Genomic DNA, 16166 nt, shown 5'->3' with positions numbered 1-16166 from the left:
ACAGGAGTTACAGGCTGAACAGCTTCCTGATGGCAAGGTCGTAGGGCGGATAGAGCACGCCCTTCTCGGTGATGATGCCCGTGATCAGCTCGTTGGGCGTGGGGTCGAAGGCCAGGTTGTAGACCTCCACCCCCTCGGGCGGGATGCGGTGGTCGCCGATATGCGTCACCTCGCGCGGGTCGCGGTCCTCGATGGGCACGTCGTCGCCGGTGGGCGTCTCCGGGTCGATGGTGTAGACCGGCGCGGCCACGTAAAAGGGAATGTTGAACCGTTTGGCGATGATGGCCACCCCGAAGGTGCCGATCTTGTTGACCGCGTCGCCGTTGGCCGTGATCCGGTCCGCACCGACCACCACCTTGTCCACCAGGCCGCGCTTCATCAGCAGGGCGCAGGCGTTGTCGCAGGCCACTTTGACCGGAATGCCGTCCTTGTGCAGTTCGTATGCGGTCAGTCGCGCGCCCTGCAGGAACGGCCGCGTCTCGTTGGCGATGACCGAGACCTTCTTGCCCTGGTCGATGGCCCCCCGGATGACCCCGAGGGCCGTGCCGTATCCGGCCGTGGCCAGGGCCCCCGCGTTGCAGTGGGTCATGACCGTGTCGCCGTCGTCGATGAGCGCGCCGCCGAACCGGCCGATCAGCTCGCACATCTCGATGTCGTCCGCCTGTATCTCCCTGGCGCGCTTGAGCCACAGGGCCAGCAACTCGTCCAGGGACACGTCGCCCGCCTCGTCCCAGATGCGGCGCATCTCGCGCACGGCCCAGCGCAGGTTCACCGCCGTGGGCCTCGCGTCGTGAATCTGGTCCAGCTTGGCCGACAGGTTCGCCTTCCAGTCGCCGTCCATGCCCTGCACCTCGCGGCCCGCCAGATAGCAGCCGTAGGCCGCGGTCACGCCGATGGCGGGCGCGCCGCGCACCACCATAACCACCAGGGCGTAACAGATGTCGTCCGTGGTCCGGCACTCGAACCACTCCTCCCGGTTGGGCAGGTAGCGCTGGTCGAGCAGGATCAGGGCGTCCTTCTCGGGGGAATACTGAATGTGATCGGTCATCGTTGGTTGCCTCCGGCGGCCAGGGAACCTTTTGAAAAAGGTTCCCTGGACCCTCCAAAACTTTTTGTCGCGGCGCGGGTCAAGCGAGGGTCATCGGGACGCCTCGTTGGCACCGAATGGTGCGGGCACCACTCTCCGTCTATAAAAATAGAGTACGGAAACGCACCCCCACGCCGCCTAGAGGAATGGACTTTCCCCTATAAACTCCCTGGCGGCGTGGCGACAAAAAGTTTGGAAAGGGGGTCCGGGGGAAAACTTTTTCAAAAATTTTCCCCCGGTCTTCCTTACGAAAGTTTCTTCGTGAACAGCTGCGTGACCACGCCGGGGTTGGCCTGGCCCTTGGACAGGCGCATGACCTGGCCCATGAAGAAGCCCATGAGCTTGGTCTTGCCGCCCTTGTAGGCCTCGACCTCGGACGGGTTATCGGCGATGACCTTGTCCACCATAGCCTCCAGTTCCGAGGTGTCGGACACCTGGACCAGTCCCTTGGCCTCGACATAGGCGGCCGGGTCGTCGCCGGTGGCGCACAGGTCGCGGAAAATGTCCTTGCCGATCTTGACCGAGATGGTCCCGTCGTCCACCAGGGCGAGCAGCGCGGCCAGCTTGTCCGGGGTCAGCCGGACCCCGCAGGCCTCGGTCCCGCTCTCGTGGCAGAACGGCAGCAGTTCGCCGACCACCCAGTTGGTGACCTTCTTGGGATCGCCCGCGTAGGCCTTGACCGCCGCCTCGAAGTAGTCGGCCACGGCGAGGTCGCCGGTGATCAGGGCCGCGTCGTAGTCGGCCAGGTCGTACTCGGCCATGAACCGGGCGCGCTTGGCCGAGGGCAGCTCGGGCAGCTCGGACCGCCACTTATCCACCCAGGCCTGGTCCAGGACCAGGGGCACCAGGTCCGGATCCGGGAAATAACGATAGTCGTGGGCCTCCTCCTTGCCGCGCATGGAGTGGGTCGTGCCCTTTTCCACGTTGTACAGCCGGGTCTCCTGGATGACCTGCTCGCCGTCCTCCACCAGGTCGATCTGGCGCTCCACCTCGTACTCGATGGCCTTCTGGATGTGCTTGAACGAGTTGAGGTTCTTCAGCTCCGCGCGGGTGCCGAACGCCTCCTGGCCATAGGGCCGGATGGACACGTTGGCGTCGCAGCGGAACGAGCCCTCCTCCATGTTGCCGTCGCAAATGCCGAGGTAGAGCAGGACCGAGCGCAGTTCCTTCAGGTAGGCCACGGCCTCCTCGGCCGAGCGCATGTCCGGCTCGGACACGATCTCGATGAGCGGCACGCCGGTCCGGTTGAGGTCCACGAAGCTGACGTTGTCCGCCGCCGAGTGGATGTTCTTGCCCGCATCCTCTTCCATGTGGATGCGGGTCAGACCCACCCGCTTCCTCTCGCCGTCCACCTCGATGTCGACGTGGCCGTGCTCGCAGATGGGCTGCTCGAACTGGGAAATCTGGTACCCCTTGGGCAGGTCGGGATAGAAGTAGTTCTTGCGCGCGAACACGGACTTGAGGTTGATGACGCAGTCCGTGGCCAGGCCCGCCTTGGTGGCGTACTCGGCGACCTTCTCGTTGAACACGGGCAGCACGCCGGGCATGCCGGAGCAGACCGCGCAGACGTTCTCGTTGGGGTCGTTGCCGAACTTGGTCGAGCAGGAGCAGAATATCTTGCTCTCGGTCTTCAACTGGGCATGGACTTCCAGGCCGATGACGGTTTCGTAGCGGGACATGGGGGCTCCCCTATTTCTTGTTTCCGTAGAGTTCCGGGTTGAGCTTGGGGTCGTTGTACATCTTGAACTGGAAGTAGACCTTGGGCTTCTTGGACCCGGCGAAATACTCGTCGATCAGTTCCAGGATGGCCCGTTCCAGATCGTTGTGCTGGCGCTTGAGCACGCCGACCTTGTCGTCGCACTGCTGGATGTGCTTCTCGTCCACGTCCTTGCGCGCGCACTGCTCCTTCATATGGTAGATCTTGAGCGCCTGGATGGACAGCCGGTCCAGGGCCGCGCCCACGGTCTCGGTGTTGTATCTCTCCGAGGTATCCTCGGGCAAAAGCGGTCCCATCATGGCGATCAGGCACGCGTCCACCCGTTCGATGAGGTCGTTGCGCTTCTGGTTGAGCTTGTCGATGGCGTATTTGCAGTCCGCGATGACCCTCGGGTCCACGTCCTTGCGCCGGGCGCGGTCCTCCACGTGCCAGAGCTGGAAGTTGGCCCAGTGCTGGCGGGCCACCAGCTCGCGCAGTCCCTGCAATCCGGCCAGGTCGTCGGCGGGATCGCCCTCGTACACGGGTTCGCCGTAGTGCCAGTCCATGACGGACCGGATCTGATGGGCCACGGCGTCCCGAAGGGTATTCTTGATGGAATCGTGTGTGATGTCAGCCATTGATCAATGCTTCTTTGCTTATGAGCAGGTAGACGGTGGCCTCGGTCTTGATGTTGCTGGCGATGGGCGCCACCGCGTTGCCCTCGCCGATGTAGTAGTCCACGTGGGGACCCTGGATGGCCGTGCCCGTGTCCTGGGCCAGGCCGATGCCCGCGACCTTGCGCTTGCCGGTGGCGCGGCCGTCCCGTGCCTCGGGAATCTCGGCCTCGAAGGCCAGCAGGCTGCCGAGCGGCAGGAGCTTACGGTCTGTAGCCAGTGAAACCATCGGCGTCAACGGCTTTCCTATGGTCCCCTCGGGCGGCGAGTCCTCCAGGCGGAAGAACACGTAGCTTCGGTTTTCGGCCATGAGCTCGAACATCCGTTCGGGATGCTTGGCGAAATATTCCTTCACGTCCTCTTTGGCCAGGTGTTCCCTGGGCAAGAGTCCGCGAGCGTTGAGGATGCGTCCCAGGGAGCGGAACCCGTGGCCGTTCTTGGCCCCGTAGAGCACGTTGCGGGTGGTCCCGTCGGGCAGCCGCAGCCGTCCGCACCCTTCCACCTGCATGTAGAAGACGTCCACCGGGTCCTTGGCCCAGGCGATCTCGAGCCCGCGCCCGGCCAGGACCTTGTCCACGTCCACCTCGCCCCGCTTCCAGTAGGGCAGGACCCGCCCCTTTTCCACGCGGTAGAACCGGTTGCTGCCGCGCACCGGGCCGTAGCGCAGGTCCTCGGGCACGCCGTAGATGGGAAATTCGTAGCCGGGTCGCTTTTCCAGGCTGGCCTCGATCTCCGGGGTGTAATAGCCGGTCATGAGCGGCTTCTGGCGCATGCCGAACCAGACGAACCGCTCGGCCAGCAGGTCCGGGTCCGCGTCCAGGTGGGGCAGGAGGTCGAGAAATTCGGTCAGCGAGCGGACCACCTGGCCCCAGGTCAGGGACATGCCGGGCCGGGCCAGGGCGGGCTCGTCGGCGGGCATGTTCAGGGCGTACTCCAGGCTGCGCTGGACCGGGCTCTCCAGGGCCCGCCAGGAGTCGAGCCCCTGACTCCGGATGTCCAGCCGGGCCATGTTCTGCGCGCCCTCCACGTTGGACAGGGGGAAGAACATGTCGCAGGCCGGGATGGTCGCGGGTTCGCGCACGGGCCGGAGCGTCAGCCGCCCCACCGCCTCCGCGCGGTACAGGCAGGTGCCCTCGGCCGCATCGGGGACATCGGCGACCTCATCATCCGCCGCAGCGGCGGCATCATCGACAACGGCGGCGTCCGCAGCCACGGCACGGGCCTCCACGGGCCCCGCACCGGAGGTCCGGACCGTCCCGGCCCGCACGCAGGACAGCAGCGCGGCCAGGCAGGCCGCGGCCAGCAACAGCCGGACCGCCCGCCACAGGGGTTCCCGTATGTCATCGTAGCATAAATGCATGGCGTACCTGGTTTCGTCTTCCTAGCCGCACGAATCGATGGCCACGTCGCAGAACTTGCCCACCCCGTACTCCCGCCGCCGGAAGAACTTCTCGGGGCTGGGGCCGATGATCTGCAATTCCGGGTGGGCCCGCTGCACGTCCAAGGCGATGTGCATCTCCTTGGTGCAGCCCGTGGAGTAGGTGGAGTCCTTGCCGGCCCAGACCGGGGGCACCTTGCGGCCCATCAGCTCGAAGCTCTTCTCAATATCGAAATACGTCTGGAAACGCCAGACATTGATATACCCGCTGCGCTGGACCTTTTCCCACATGAACATCAGGTCGTCGGCGTCCATGCCCTCCTCGAAGTGCTCGCCGGGATTGATGATGTACACGTCGTCCAGCTGTCCGCGCAGGTGGCTGACGAAGGTGGTGATGACCTCGATGGCCGCCTGGGTCTGGCCGGGCACCGAGCCGATGATCCCGGAATAGAACATGATCGTCTTGCCCTGGGCGCGGGCCAGGCGCATCTCCCGGATGATCTCGTCGGCCTTGCCGGTGATGTACTGCTCCGAGAAGATGCGCACCCGCTCGGGCTTGGCCCGGAAGTGCACGTGGAACTCGCCCTCGGCGTCCCGGCGGAAATTGAGGATGTCCCGGGTGAACTCGTGGGAGTTGAGGATCAGCCGGTCGTACATGTCCTCGCCCTTGGCCAGGATCAGGTCGCACTCCTTCCAGGCCCTGGCGAAGGTCACCGAGGTCCGGTAGGGGTTGAACTTCTCGCGCGTGCCGTCGGAGATGACGATGAACGGATGGCGGGCCATGACGGCCAGCAGGTCGTTTTTGGAAAGCTTGTCCTCGCTGACGAAGTGCGCGCCCTCGAAGGCCTTGGCCAGCTCCAGGTCCGTGTCCCGGTCCCAGAAGGTCGGGTGGTCGAAGAAGAACCCCTCCTTCAGGGCCATGACCACGCGGTGGCCCAGCCGGAGCAGTGCCTTGACCACCTTGAGGTCGAACAGGATGCCGCCCGCCCGGTTGGGCAGGTAGAGGATGCGGCGGCGCTGCTCCCCGTCCTTGCCCAACAGCTCGAACATGGGGTCCAGGAGGTCCGAGCCCTCGCGCACCTCCTCGGCCATGCCCGAGGCGCGCAGCCCGTCCAGGGAAAACATCTCCGGATTCCAGTGGTCCGTGAAGGTGGCGATGCGCATGAGCCGCTCGATCTCCAGCCGGTCGAGCCGGAAGCGCAGGTCGTCGGTCCGGCCGCCCAGGTCGCCGCCCACCGGGCTGGCGTGGACCATCTCGTCGAAGTCCGCGCTTCCGACCATCTCGGCGGCCCGCCGGTTGAGGCCCCGCCGGATGTGCAGGTAGGGATCGTCGATGCCGGACTGGGTCATGAAGATGGTGACGAACCACTTCATCAGCCGCGAGGGCATGAGGATGGGCGAGGCCAGGACCATGCGGAACTTGTGCCGGGCCAGCTGGATGAACCGCCGGGCCATCATGCGGTCCGCGCAGAAGTCGCGGGACAGGTGCAGGAACCGCTTCCACTGCTCCAGGTACTTTTGCAGCAGCCGGTCCGGCAGCCGCTGGTCCAGGAGCATGAAGAACATCCAGTCCGAACATGGGGCGTAGAACTCCCCCTCCCGCAGGGCGATCATGAAGCGCATCTGTTCGCCGGAGGCGTTCTTGAGGGGGTCGATGGTGTATTCCAGATGGTTTTCCGACATGAAGTGGAGCAGCAGCGCGTCCAGGGCGGGGTCCAGTCCGTATCGGACGTCCAGGACCGAATCGTACTCTTTGGCCAATCCCATGTTCACCTCTCGATCAGGAAACCGTGTTTCTTCAATTTCGCGAAATACGCGTCCGGCCCCAGGTCCGCCACCAGCAGGTCGGTGGGCGACTTCTCCACGACCACCTCGTCGCCCGGCATGAGCCGGACCAGGCCCTGCCCGTCCTCGGTCACGTTGACCTCGCCCGCCTGTTCCTCCACGCGCACGCCCAGGACCACGTCCGGCGGCAGGACCAGCGGCTTGAAGCCGTTCAGGAAGGGACAGACCGGGGTCACGCACAGGGCCGCGAGCCCGGCGTGGACCAGGGGGCCGCCCGCCGACGCCCCGTAGGCCGAGGAGCCCATGGGCGTGGACACGATGAGCCCGTCCGCCCGCAGGGAGGAGACCGCCACCCCGTCGCAGGTCACGCCCAGGTGGATGAGCCGGGCCAGATCTCCACGGCTGACGACCAGTTCGTTGACCGCCAGCCCGGCGTGGACCGGCTCGCCGCCGCGCTCCACCCGGTAGGCCAGGACCAGACGGTGCGCCGCCCGGAACCCCTGGTCCAGGACCCTGGCCAGCCAGGGGCGCCAGTGGTCGCGCTCCAGCTGGGTCAGGAAACCCACCCGGCCGAGGTTGACGCCCATGAGCGGAATCTCCAGGCGGAGCAGCCGCCGGGCCGCGCCGATGAAGGTGCCGTCCCCGCCCAGGACCACGGCCAGGTCGAAGGGACCGCGCAGGCGCTCGGCTTCGCCGCAGGAATCCTGTCGGTGTTCGCAGGTCTCGAAGGGGACGCCCCGCTCGGTCAGAAACCCGGTCATGGCGGTGCGCACGGCCTTGGCGGCCGCGTCGCCGGGCTTGGTCACGACGAGCATTTTTCGTACGGTGCGGTTCATGGTCGTTATTTTTTAGTTAAATTTTGAGAACCATTCAACCTTTTTCCCCTTTTCAGACGATTTTTCCAGACCTCGTCCAGCGGCTTTTCTGGATTTTTTTCCGTTTTGCCCCTAAAGTTTTTTTGGTCGGGGACGATTGTATCATTCAAGGAAAGGGATAATACCGTGAATGCATCGTCAGCCAATGTTCGCAACATGCTGCGTACCTATGGAAAGCAGCTTACGAGCGCGAAGCGCCTGGCGCGCTTCCGGCAGGCGATGGGCGGAGCGGAGCCCCCGGACGACATCGCCCGGCAGGCCCGGCGCCGGGAACTGGTGCAGCGCATCGCCCACGAGGTCATTGAAAACCTGATCGTCAACTCCGAACGCTCACCGGTGGTCCGGGCCGTACTGGACCAGTTGGAGCGCGAATTCGGCAGCCGGTACGTCTTCGAGTACCCGCTGGACGGAGGCGACGTTCAGATAATCAGGGAGACGCCGCAGGGTCCGCAGGACGTAGAGGGTTCCGAGAGGAACAAGGTCATGCGGAGACTGTGGGAAATAGCATTGTCAAAGGTGGATGGCACCATGCTTTGATAGTCCCGTCCCCACGGGAGGTACAACATGGTTATTCGAAACATCGTAGGGGATCAGAACCCTTACGCAAACAAGAAGATCGAACGGCCCGAGGCCAAGGAGGTCCGGCGGACGCAAGGGAGCGTCAAGACCTCCGGCGAATCCGCCGACAGCGTGGTCCTCTCGTCCGAGGCCCGGCTGCGGGGCGCCGCCCTGCAGACCGCCAAGGAGGCGCCCGACGTCCGCCGCGAAAAGGTGGACGAGCTCAAGCGCCAGGTCAAGGACGGGACCTACCAGCCCGACCTGAAAAAGGCCGCCGCGAATCTCATCCGCGACGACCTGGATCTTCTGGTTTAGCGAGGGAAACGACCGAGCGATCAGGACCCTATCGGCCGGAAGTGCGTGGGATACCCGGCTTCCGTCTGTGGAATCTGAAGACCTATCTTCGTCTCCGTGTTGATGACAATCGGCCCCTGGAGATTGAGGGTGGTGTCTTCAGGTTTGTCCTGTGGGATGGTCACGGTCACCAGGATGGCCAGCTGCCGGATGTTCCCCACCTTCAGGGCCTTGCGGTCCGGATTTTCGATCTTCACGTCATAGTCGTCGAGAAAGCTGTAGGGATCGGCCACCAGCAGGCCGAGGCCCGGATCGGTGACGCACTGCAACAGCAGAAACGGCGAGTCCCCTTCCCTGACCGGCAACAGCGTGAACACGCGCTTGTCCTCGAGCCCCACCAGTCCCCGGGGAAAATGGAGGATGGCGTCGGTGCTGATCTCCCGCTCGCCCAGCCGGGTCATTATTTTTTTCGTTCTTTCTTTTGCCATAGCGCTGCCGCCGCGAGCAGGTCCTGCTGGCTGATTTCCAGCGCCTGCCGGTTCTGTTCCTTGATCTTCAAATAGACCTCTTCCCGATAGACGGTCATGTCCTCGGGCACGTCCAGGCCGATCTTTATCTGCTTCCCCTGAACGCTCAGGATCTTCAGTTTGATATTGTCGCCCAGGTAGAGGCTTTCTCCCGGTCTCCGGGTCAGAATCAACATGTCGTTACCAGGTCTTTCCTTCGGCTTGTCCGCGTTTCCCGCAGGGTGCTGCCTTGCCGACTACATGAGGTTCACACGCAAGTAAAGTCCATTATTTTTCTTAAGTTATATAAACTTTGAAAGATTGAGCTGCATGATCATGGAGGTCGAGCGCAGCACGGACTCGTAGACGATCTGCTGCTGGGCCAGCTCGGTCATCAGCTCGGACACGTCCGCGTCCTCGATGGAGCTGAGCAGGGACTTCTCGTTCAGGGTCAGCCCCTCCACGATGGTCTGGCTGACGGCCAGCCGGTTCTCCCGGCCGCCCACCTCGGCCACGGCGTTCATGATGTGCTCCTGGGCCTCCACGAGGTTGGCCAGGGACTGCTGGCAGCCGGTCTGGTTGTTGGTCTCGGTGAAGGCCACCAGGTTGCCCATGACCTCGAACAGGTTCATGGAGTACTCGTCGTCCCCCTGGATGGACAGGGCCATGTTCGACGCGCCGTTCGAGTGGAACACGCGGCTCGCGTTCTCGCTGCCCAGCGTCAGGATGGACCCGTCGGCCGCCAGGACCGCGTCCGGGTCCATGTAGATGCCGCCGAAGATGTCCTTGCCCACGCTGTTGACCTGGATCTGCTCGCTGGAGGAGACGTCCAGGTTGATGGCCGCCACCCTGGGGCGGATGACGAACTGCTGGCCCGGCTGCAACTGGTTGGAGCCGTTGGACGAGAGCGTCAGGATGCCGCCGTTGGCCACGGACAGCACGGCCTCGTCCGCCGTGGTGTCGGCCTGGGCCACGTTGCCGGTCACCCAGTTGATGCCGCCGTCCAGGCTGTAGGAATAGTGGATGTCCTCGTCCATGGTCGCGGCCGACTGGTTGTCGATGCGGATGGTCACGTTGGAGTCCAGGAAGGAGCCCGAGGCCTCGGCCGAGATCAGGTTCACGCCCGGTCCCAGGGAATCCACCAGGGGCGGCGCGTCCTCGTCGTCGCCCACGTACTGGGCCGAGGGCCGGATCCACATCCAGGTGCCGTCGGACACGGACACGTCGTCCGGGTCGTTGACCTTGATGGTCGCGTCCCCGTGGAAGGTCACGCTGGTCCCGCTCTGGGGCAGGTTGAGGGTCCCCTCGGTGCCCACGAAGGTCATGGAGCCGTCGGTCTTCCAGGTGCGCCCGCCGTCGATGGAGTAGCGCACGCCCAGGTTGGGGTCGGACAGGTTCATGTCCCCGCCCACCGGGGTGGCCCCGGTGGTGTCGTAATACTGGACCAGGACCGTGGTGTCCGACGAGCCGTTGACCGTGAACTCCGCGTTGCCGAAGGTCTCGTCGTTGGTGGTCAGCCACATGATCTGCTTGAAGGCCGCGCCGTCGGTCTTGTGCCCGGCGAAGATGGAGTTGTCCTCGAAGTCGGAGTTGGACAGGGAGACGAGCTGCTCGAACAGGGAGCGCATCTCGTAGCTGATCTGCTCGCGGTTGTTGTCGTCCACGGTGCCGGTGGCCGCCTGGGTGGCCAGCTCCTTGGCCCGGGTCAGGATGGTCGAGACCTGCATCAGCGCCTCGTCCGCGCTGCCCAGCCACCCCTTGGCCGTGGAGATGTTCTCCGAATACTGATCCAGCGAGCGCAGGGTGTCGCGGTGGTCCAGGATGCGGGTCATGCCCGTGGGGTCGTCGCTGGGCTTGTTGATCGCCTTCTGGGTCTGGGCCTTGATGTTCAGGTCCATGAGCGAGGTCAGGGACGTGTTCAGGTTGAACACGTACCGGTCGAAGAGCATCTGTTGTGTCACGCGCATTGCCGGTTCTCCCCGCCTACGGTTTGAGCGACAGGATGGTCTGGAGCATTTCGTCCGCCGTGGTGATCAGCTTGGCCGCCGCCGTGTACGAGGCCTGGTACCGGATGAGATCGCTCATCTCCTCGTCCAGGTTCACGCCCGAGACCTCCTGCTGGCGGTCGTTCAGGTCGTTGGCCAGGGTCTGGTAGAAATTCTGATTGAACTGCGCCCGGTTGGTGTCCGTGCCCACGTTGCCCACGATGCCGTTGTAGTAGTCGAGGATGGTCTGCGAGGTGGTCCCCTCGAAGGCCGTTGACGTGGTCACGCTGACCTCGCGCAGGGCGTACATGGACAGGGCCGTGGTGTTGTCGCCGGTGTTCATCTCTCCGGCCCCGTTGACGTGGCCCGTGGCCAGGTAGTCCAGGTCGCTCGTGATCTTCTCGTTGATGGCCATGGAATTCGCGTCGTCGCCCTTGAAGAAGGTGTTCAGCCCCAGCCCCGCGTAGAGCCCGGCCGTGTCCGTGCCGAAGGCGAAGGTGTAGCCGTCCTCGGCCTCCAGGCGCAGCTTGTTGTTGACGATGGTCGCGTTGATGGCCCCCGCGTAGGTCCGGTTGAAGGCGTCGCGCACGTCCTCCAGGGTGTGGATCTCCGGGTTGAAGGTCCCGCCGCTGCCGTCGAAGTCGAGCGCCGCGCTGGAGGCCAGCAGTCCGGTGGAGGCATTGTAGATGTACATGAACGAGCTGCCGGACTGGAGCTTGTCGCCGAAGGCCAGCCCCGTGGAGTCGCTGCCCAGCGCCTTGTCGATGTAGTCCACCCCGTAGGTCCCGTCGGCCACGGTGAAGGCCTGGAGCCCCGCGCCCTGGCTGTGCCGCCGGTTGGTCTCCCAGATGACGGTCCCGGACAGCTCGTCGAGCTTGGACCGGTACTTGCCCACGTAGTTGTCGCGGAAGGAGAGCAGCGCGGCGATGGAGCCGCCCGTGAGCCGCTCGGTGTTCTCCTCGCCGTTGAAGTGCAGCTGCGGGGTGATCTCCTCGGCGTGGGAGGTGTTCTGCACCCAGTACAGCCCCTGGTGCGGGCTGATGATGAAGCGGTCGCCGTCCACGAAGGTGCCCGTGGGCGAGCCCTGGGAGTCCGTGGCCGAGCCGAACCAGATCTGCAGCCCCTCGACGTTGACCCGGTCGTCGTATTCCCGGGCCGAGAAATACCGCGTGTTGCCCGCCTCGTCCGTCAGCCAGGTCACGCCGCCGTCCAGGGAGACCTTGAACTTGGCCGCCGAGGCGCCCGAGCCCACCTGCCCCACGGGGTCGCCCGCGTTGGAGGCCACGAACTGGATGGTGTACTCGTAGTCGTCGTTGCCGTCGAAATAGATGTTGCCCTCGAAGGTGGAGTCCGGGCGCAGATCCGTGGTCTTGGTCGCGGACCGAAAATCCAGGGAAAAGGAGCTGGCCCCGTCCACCAGGGTCTGGCCCGACTGGGTCAGGACCGTGAAGTTACCGCCGCCGTTGTCGATGGTCTTGACGTCCACCAGCTCGGCCAGGGCGCGGACCTTGCGGGCCCGCTCGTCGTACAGGGCGTTGGCGTTGTTCTGGCCGGGCACGTCGTGGATCTGGATCTCCTTGTTCAGGTCCGCGATGTCCTCCATCAGGGAGTTGGCCTCGGCCACCTGGGACGCCACCTCGCTGTTGATCCGCTCCTGCATGAGCGAGAGGTTGGTTTCCACGGCCTTGAGGGTGGTGATCAGGGTGGCCGCGTCGTTGACCACGGTCTGGCGCGCCCCGTAGTTGTCGGGCCGCTGGGAGACCTCGTTCCAGGAGTTGAAATACTGGGACAGGGCGTCGCTCACCCCGCTGTCGCTGGACTCGTTGAGCAGGTCCTCCACGCCCTGGAGCTGTTCGAACAGGTTGCCCCACATGTTGCTCAGGGAGGACTGCTGGAGATACATGGCCTCGACCATCTCGTCGAAGCTGCGGACCACCTCCGTGGCCTTGACGCCCGTGCCGAGCTGGCCGGGCGAATAGTCGATGTAGGTGCCCTCCTCCAGATTCACCGAGCGGCGCGAATACCCCTCGGTGTTCACGTTGGCGATGTTCTCGCCCGTGACCTGCAACTGGGCCTGCGAGGCGAACAGGGCCCACCGGCCCATGTCCAGGATGGAGTTGGCGCCGAAGGACATTACAGCCTCCCGCTGAGCAGGCGCGCGTCGTTGATGCCCTTGGCGAAACGGCCGGTGCGGGCGTAGGCCGTGGTGGACTTGGGCTTGATCTGGTTGTGCATGAAGTTGAGCAGCCCCTTGGACTGGTCGAACAGGGCCATGGCCATCTGCTGGTTCTTGGCTGCCTGGACCCCGCAGCGCTGCTCGGTACCGTCGAGACGGGCCAGCAGCTCGGTCAGGGCCGCGCCCTCCTCCTCGCTGATGACGGGCATCAGTTCGCGGACCCGCTTGGCGGACGGCTCCACCCGGGCGACCAGACGGCGCAGGGAGACGCGCTCGGCCGCCACCTGGCGCATGAGTTCCTGGATGGACAGCTCCACCTGGGACACGGACTGGGGCTTGAGCTGGGTGAGGCGGGAAAATTCTTCCTCGAGCAGGAAAAACATGAGCAGCATGGCCTTGTTCTGGCGGACCAAATTTTCCTCTATCAGGCGGATCATCCTGCTACCTCATCATGGCTAATCTGTTATATTCTCTTAACAAATCTTAATCGTCTTCCGTTTTCGCTCCCGGGAGCTCACCCGATTTCTGCAAGTTTCCGGCCAACCATGCCGTCGTCGTCAGCGCCCGTCGCGTAGCCGGTCCGCCTGGCCCCGGACGCGGTCGTTCCGGCCAGTCCGTCGCGGATGCGCCGGGCTTCGAGCCTGCGGGTCAGTTCCTCAAGCCGGGCCTTGACCTCCACGTCGCTGAGCAGGCCGGGGTCGGTCCGCTCTTCCCGCTCCACGGCCACTGCCTCGACCTGGGCCGCGCCACGGGAATCGACCACCTCGCTGCCGCCCCAGTCCTCCAGGGTCATGCCCTGGCGGCGGTTCAGGGCGATGGGCTCCTGCCCGCGCTTCAGCGGGATGCCCCCGCCCTCCACGGCCTGGATCGACACCCCGCCGGACAGGGTCTCCTGGCTGGCCTCCTTGAGCTTGCGGCTGAGCTGGTCGTAGATCATGTCCGCCAGGCCGATGCCGCCCGACTGGGCCATCTTCTCGGAAAAGTCCCGGTTGAACATGCCCATGTAGGACTCCTCCTGCTTGGAGTGCAGGTAGCCCTCCTTGGGCACGGTCTGGCGCATCTGGTCCCAGAGCTTGCCGATGAACACGGCCTCGAAATTCTGGCAGGCCTCGCGCAGCCGGGTCAGCTTGTCCGGCCGCTTGTCGGAGAAGTCCTTCTTCAGCCCCTCCATGCGGGACTTGAAGCGCTCCAGGTCGTCGGCCTCGGCCACGTTCGCGGCCAGCCGGGGGTCCATGTTGCCGTCGATCATGCTAGATAACCTCCACTTCGGCGTGCAGGGAGCCCGCCGCCTTGAGGGTCCGGATGATGGAGATGAGGTCGCGCGGGGTGGCCCCGATGGAGTTCAGGCCGTCCACCAGCTCCTGGAGGGTGGCGCCCTCCATGAGCATCAGCTTGTTGTTCTGCTCCTGGACCTGGATGTCGGTCTGCGGGGTGACCACGGTCTCGCCGTCCGAGAACGGGCCGGGCTGGCTGACCTGCTGGGTCTCGGAGACCACGATCTGGAGGTTGCCGTGGGCCACGGCCACGCGGCTCAGGCGCACGTCCTGGCCGAGCACCACGGTGCCGGTCTTCTCGTCCACGACCACCTTGGCCTTGCCGTCGGGCGAGATGTCCAGGTCCTCCAGGGAGGCCATCAGCGGGACCATGTCGCCCCGGAACCGATCCGGCAGCTCCAGGTCGATGGTTGAAATGTCCTTGGCCTTGGCGAACTGGCCGCCCATGCTGGCGTTGATCTTGTTGACCACCTGCATGGTCGTGCCGAAGTCGCGCACGTCCAGGTTCACGGTCATGTGGTCCTGGTTGTTGAACTTGAAGGGCACGCTGCGCTCCACCACCGCCCCGTTGGGGATGCGCCCCACGGTGGGGATGTTCTTCTGGGCGTCGGCCGCCACCCCGCCCACGGTGAAGCCGCCGATGGTCAGGGAGCCCTGGCCCACGGCGTAGACACGGCCGTCCAGGCCCTTGAGCGGCGTGACCAGCAGGACCCCGCCGAGCAGGGACTTGGCGTCGCCCAGCGACGAGACCGTGATGTCCAGGCTGGAACCGGGCTTGGCCGAGACCGGCATCTTGGCCGAGACCATGACCGCGGCCACGTTCTTGGGCTTGAGGTCGTCCGGGTTGGTCTCCACGCCCATCTTCTCCAGCATGTTGGACATGGAACGCATGGTGAACGTGCTCGACGTGCCGTCGCCGGTGCCGGCCAGGCCGACCACCAGGCCGTAGCCCACCAGCTCGTTGGTCCGCACCCCGCTGAAGGAGGCGATGTCCTTGAGCCGGGCCGCCCGCGCCTCCACCGGCGCGATCAGGGCCGCCAGATACAGGACGAGCAGGACGAACAGCGCCGTCAGGACCAGGGTCCTGGCCGCTTGGCCTGCGTCCACGGGGTTGGTGCGTTCATTCAGGGTCATGGCGTTCACTCCTCGAACCTCTTCAAATGCATTGTTCAGCCGGCTCGGCTAGAAGGGAAAGACGTTGTCCAGGATGCGCGACAGCCAGCCGGGCTTCTGCTTGTCGGCGAGCACGCCCTGGCCGTAGATCTCGATCTGGGCCTCGGCCAGGCTGGTGGACGGGATGGTGTTGCTCGACGAGATGTCCCGCTCGCGGATCAGGCCGCGGACCACCAGGAACTGGGTCTCGTTGTTCACCCGGATGCGCCGCGCGCCCTCCACCTGGAGGATGTTGCCGGGCAGCCTGCGCACGATGCGCGTGGCCACCGTGGCCTCGAAGTTGGACTCCTGCTTGGTCTCGCCGGTGCCCGAGAACTTGGAGGACTGGTTGGCCAGGATGCCGACGCCCGCCTTGGCCCCCAGGGTTTCGGCCAGGGGCACGTTGCCCACGATCCCGGTGGTGGGCATGGCCGAGACCGAGGTGTCCACGTCGTTGGACTTGTCGGCCGTGGTCTCGGACTTGATCTTGGTGGTCGCGGTCTCCGCCACCTGGACCAGAACGATGTCACCCACGCGGCTGGCGCGGTTGTCGTCATACAGGAACTCGGACCGGTTGGTGTCGTACAGGGACCCCGGATTGGACGCCGGGTCCTGCTCCTCGTAGGCGGGCGGGGTCAGTACGGGCATGGGCTCGTTCTCGTACTTCCGGGCGCAGCCCGAGGCCAGGAGGATGGCGGCCATGACCATCAGAAAATAGCGTCTCAT

16 protein-coding genes are annotated in these 16166 nt (G+C 64.9%); 2 read left to right on the top strand and 14 right to left on the bottom strand.

Annotated elements, in window-relative coordinates:
* Positions 1 to 7 precede the first annotated feature (7 nt).
* The 6 genes from mtnA to DND132_RS00320 form a co-directional block, all read right to left on the bottom strand.
* Complete coding sequence (gene mtnA, locus DND132_RS00345) at positions 8 to 1048, bottom strand: S-methyl-5-thioribose-1-phosphate isomerase (protein ID WP_014320714.1); 1041 nt, start codon at positions 1046 to 1048, stop codon at positions 8 to 10.
* Positions 1049 to 1332: 284 nt separating this feature from the next.
* Entirely contained in the window at positions 1333 to 2766 is a 1434-nt protein-coding gene (gene gatB, locus DND132_RS00340) for an Asp-tRNA(Asn)/Glu-tRNA(Gln) amidotransferase subunit GatB (RefSeq protein ID WP_014320713.1), read from the bottom strand.
* Positions 2767 to 2776: 10 nt separating this feature from the next.
* Positions 2777 to 3421 (bottom strand): DUF4254 domain-containing protein, encoded by a 645-nt coding sequence (locus tag DND132_RS00335; RefSeq protein WP_014320712.1) that lies wholly within the window; start codon positions 3419 to 3421, stop codon positions 2777 to 2779.
* The gene (locus tag DND132_RS00330) at positions 3414 to 4817 is read right to left on the bottom strand and encodes an MltA domain-containing protein (protein WP_014320711.1); all 1404 of its coding nucleotides are present in this window, start codon (positions 4815 to 4817) and stop codon (positions 3414 to 3416) included. The genes DND132_RS00335 and DND132_RS00330 overlap by 8 nt, the downstream gene beginning before the upstream one ends.
* A gap of 21 nt (positions 4818 to 4838) precedes the next feature.
* Complete coding sequence (locus DND132_RS00325; RefSeq protein ID WP_014320710.1) at positions 4839 to 6602, bottom strand: ARMT1-like domain-containing protein; 1764 nt, start codon at positions 6600 to 6602, stop codon at positions 4839 to 4841.
* Positions 6603 to 6604: 2 nt separating this feature from the next.
* Positions 6605 to 7456 (bottom strand): NAD(+)/NADH kinase, encoded by an 852-nt coding sequence (locus DND132_RS00320; protein ID WP_014320709.1) that lies wholly within the window; start codon positions 7454 to 7456, stop codon positions 6605 to 6607.
* A 165-nt stretch (positions 7457 to 7621) separates the two neighbouring features.
* Here DND132_RS00320 and DND132_RS00315 point away from each other — a divergent pair, with 165 nt between their 5' ends.
* Entirely contained in the window at positions 7622 to 8032 is a 411-nt protein-coding gene (locus DND132_RS00315; RefSeq protein WP_014320708.1) for a DVU0524 family FlgM-associated protein, read from the top strand.
* A 27-nt stretch (positions 8033 to 8059) separates the two neighbouring features.
* On the top strand, positions 8060 to 8368 hold the full coding sequence (gene flgM, locus DND132_RS00310) for a flagellar biosynthesis anti-sigma factor FlgM (protein WP_014320707.1): 309 nt from the start codon (positions 8060 to 8062) through the stop codon (positions 8366 to 8368).
* A gap of 20 nt (positions 8369 to 8388) precedes the next feature.
* Here flgM and fliW read toward each other — a convergent pair whose 3' ends face one another.
* The 8 genes from fliW to DND132_RS00270 form a co-directional block, all read right to left on the bottom strand.
* Positions 8389 to 8808 carry a flagellar assembly protein FliW gene (gene fliW / locus DND132_RS00305; protein WP_014320706.1) on the bottom strand — a complete coding sequence of 140 codons (420 nt, stop codon included), beginning with the start codon at positions 8806 to 8808 and terminating at the stop codon, positions 8389 to 8391.
* Complete coding sequence (csrA, locus tag DND132_RS00300) at positions 8808 to 9050, bottom strand: carbon storage regulator CsrA (RefSeq protein WP_014320705.1); 243 nt, start codon at positions 9048 to 9050, stop codon at positions 8808 to 8810. Before csrA ends, fliW begins: the two co-directional genes overlap by 1 nt.
* Positions 9051 to 9155: 105 nt before the next feature.
* Positions 9156 to 10820 (bottom strand): flagellar hook-associated protein FlgL, encoded by a 1665-nt coding sequence (flgL, locus tag DND132_RS00295; protein WP_014320704.1) that lies wholly within the window; start codon positions 10818 to 10820, stop codon positions 9156 to 9158.
* A 16-nt stretch (positions 10821 to 10836) separates the two neighbouring features.
* Positions 10837 to 12972, bottom strand: coding sequence for a flagellar hook-associated protein FlgK (gene flgK, locus DND132_RS00290; RefSeq protein ID WP_014320703.1), 2136 nt, complete (start codon positions 12970 to 12972; stop codon positions 10837 to 10839).
* Entirely contained in the window at positions 12972 to 13451 is a 480-nt protein-coding gene (locus DND132_RS00285) for a flagellar protein FlgN (protein WP_014320702.1), read from the bottom strand. The genes flgK and DND132_RS00285 overlap by 1 nt, the downstream gene beginning before the upstream one ends.
* Positions 13452 to 13528: 77 nt before the next feature.
* Positions 13529 to 14263 carry a rod-binding protein gene (locus tag DND132_RS00280; protein WP_014320701.1) on the bottom strand — a complete coding sequence of 245 codons (735 nt, stop codon included), beginning with the start codon at positions 14261 to 14263 and terminating at the stop codon, positions 13529 to 13531.
* A gap of 1 nt (position 14264) precedes the next feature.
* The gene (locus DND132_RS00275) at positions 14265 to 15422 is read right to left on the bottom strand and encodes a flagellar basal body P-ring protein FlgI (RefSeq protein ID WP_014320700.1); all 1158 of its coding nucleotides are present in this window, start codon (positions 15420 to 15422) and stop codon (positions 14265 to 14267) included.
* A 48-nt stretch (positions 15423 to 15470) separates the two neighbouring features.
* Positions 15471 to 16166, bottom strand: a complete 696-nt coding sequence (locus DND132_RS00270; RefSeq protein WP_014320699.1) for a flagellar basal body L-ring protein FlgH — start codon at positions 16164 to 16166, stop codon at positions 15471 to 15473.

Origin of the sequence: Pseudodesulfovibrio mercurii (genome assembly GCF_000189295.2) — a bacterium.
GTDB classification, from domain to species: domain Bacteria; phylum Desulfobacterota; class Desulfovibrionia; order Desulfovibrionales; family Desulfovibrionaceae; genus Pseudodesulfovibrio; species Pseudodesulfovibrio mercurii.
The sequence above is the reverse complement of the archived record's forward strand: the minus strand, read 5'-3'. Positions and strand labels throughout refer to the sequence as shown.

Excerpts from the sequence above, each read along its gene's own strand:
- mtnA (WP_014320714.1), bottom strand. The coding sequence starts at position 1,048 with ATGACCGATCACATTCAGTATTCCCCCGAGAAGGACGCCCTGATCCTG.
- gatB (WP_014320713.1), bottom strand. The coding sequence starts at position 2,766 with ATGTCCCGCTACGAAACCGTCATCGGCCTGGAAGTCCATGCCCAGTTG.
- DND132_RS00335 (WP_014320712.1), bottom strand. The coding sequence starts at position 3,421 with ATGGCTGACATCACACACGATTCCATCAAGAATACCCTTCGGGACGCC.
- DND132_RS00330 (WP_014320711.1), bottom strand. The coding sequence starts at position 4,817 with ATGCATTTATGCTACGATGACATACGGGAACCCCTGTGGCGGGCGGTC.
- DND132_RS00325 (WP_014320710.1), bottom strand. The coding sequence starts at position 6,602 with ATGGGATTGGCCAAAGAGTACGATTCGGTCCTGGACGTCCGATACGGA.
- DND132_RS00320 (WP_014320709.1), bottom strand. The coding sequence starts at position 7,456 with ATGAACCGCACCGTACGAAAAATGCTCGTCGTGACCAAGCCCGGCGAC.
- flgM (WP_014320707.1), top strand. The coding sequence starts at position 8,060 with ATGGTTATTCGAAACATCGTAGGGGATCAGAACCCTTACGCAAACAAG.
- fliW (WP_014320706.1), bottom strand. The coding sequence starts at position 8,808 with ATGACCCGGCTGGGCGAGCGGGAGATCAGCACCGACGCCATCCTCCAT.
- csrA (WP_014320705.1), bottom strand. The coding sequence starts at position 9,050 with ATGTTGATTCTGACCCGGAGACCGGGAGAAAGCCTCTACCTGGGCGAC.
- flgL (WP_014320704.1), bottom strand. The coding sequence starts at position 10,820 with ATGCGCGTGACACAACAGATGCTCTTCGACCGGTACGTGTTCAACCTG.
- flgK (WP_014320703.1), bottom strand. The coding sequence starts at position 12,972 with ATGTCCTTCGGCGCCAACTCCATCCTGGACATGGGCCGGTGGGCCCTG.
- DND132_RS00285 (WP_014320702.1), bottom strand. The coding sequence starts at position 13,451 with ATGATCCGCCTGATAGAGGAAAATTTGGTCCGCCAGAACAAGGCCATG.
- DND132_RS00280 (WP_014320701.1), bottom strand. The coding sequence starts at position 14,263 with ATGATCGACGGCAACATGGACCCCCGGCTGGCCGCGAACGTGGCCGAG.
- DND132_RS00275 (WP_014320700.1), bottom strand. The coding sequence starts at position 15,422 with ATGACCCTGAATGAACGCACCAACCCCGTGGACGCAGGCCAAGCGGCC.
- DND132_RS00270 (WP_014320699.1), bottom strand. The coding sequence starts at position 16,166 with ATGAGACGCTATTTTCTGATGGTCATGGCCGCCATCCTCCTGGCCTCG.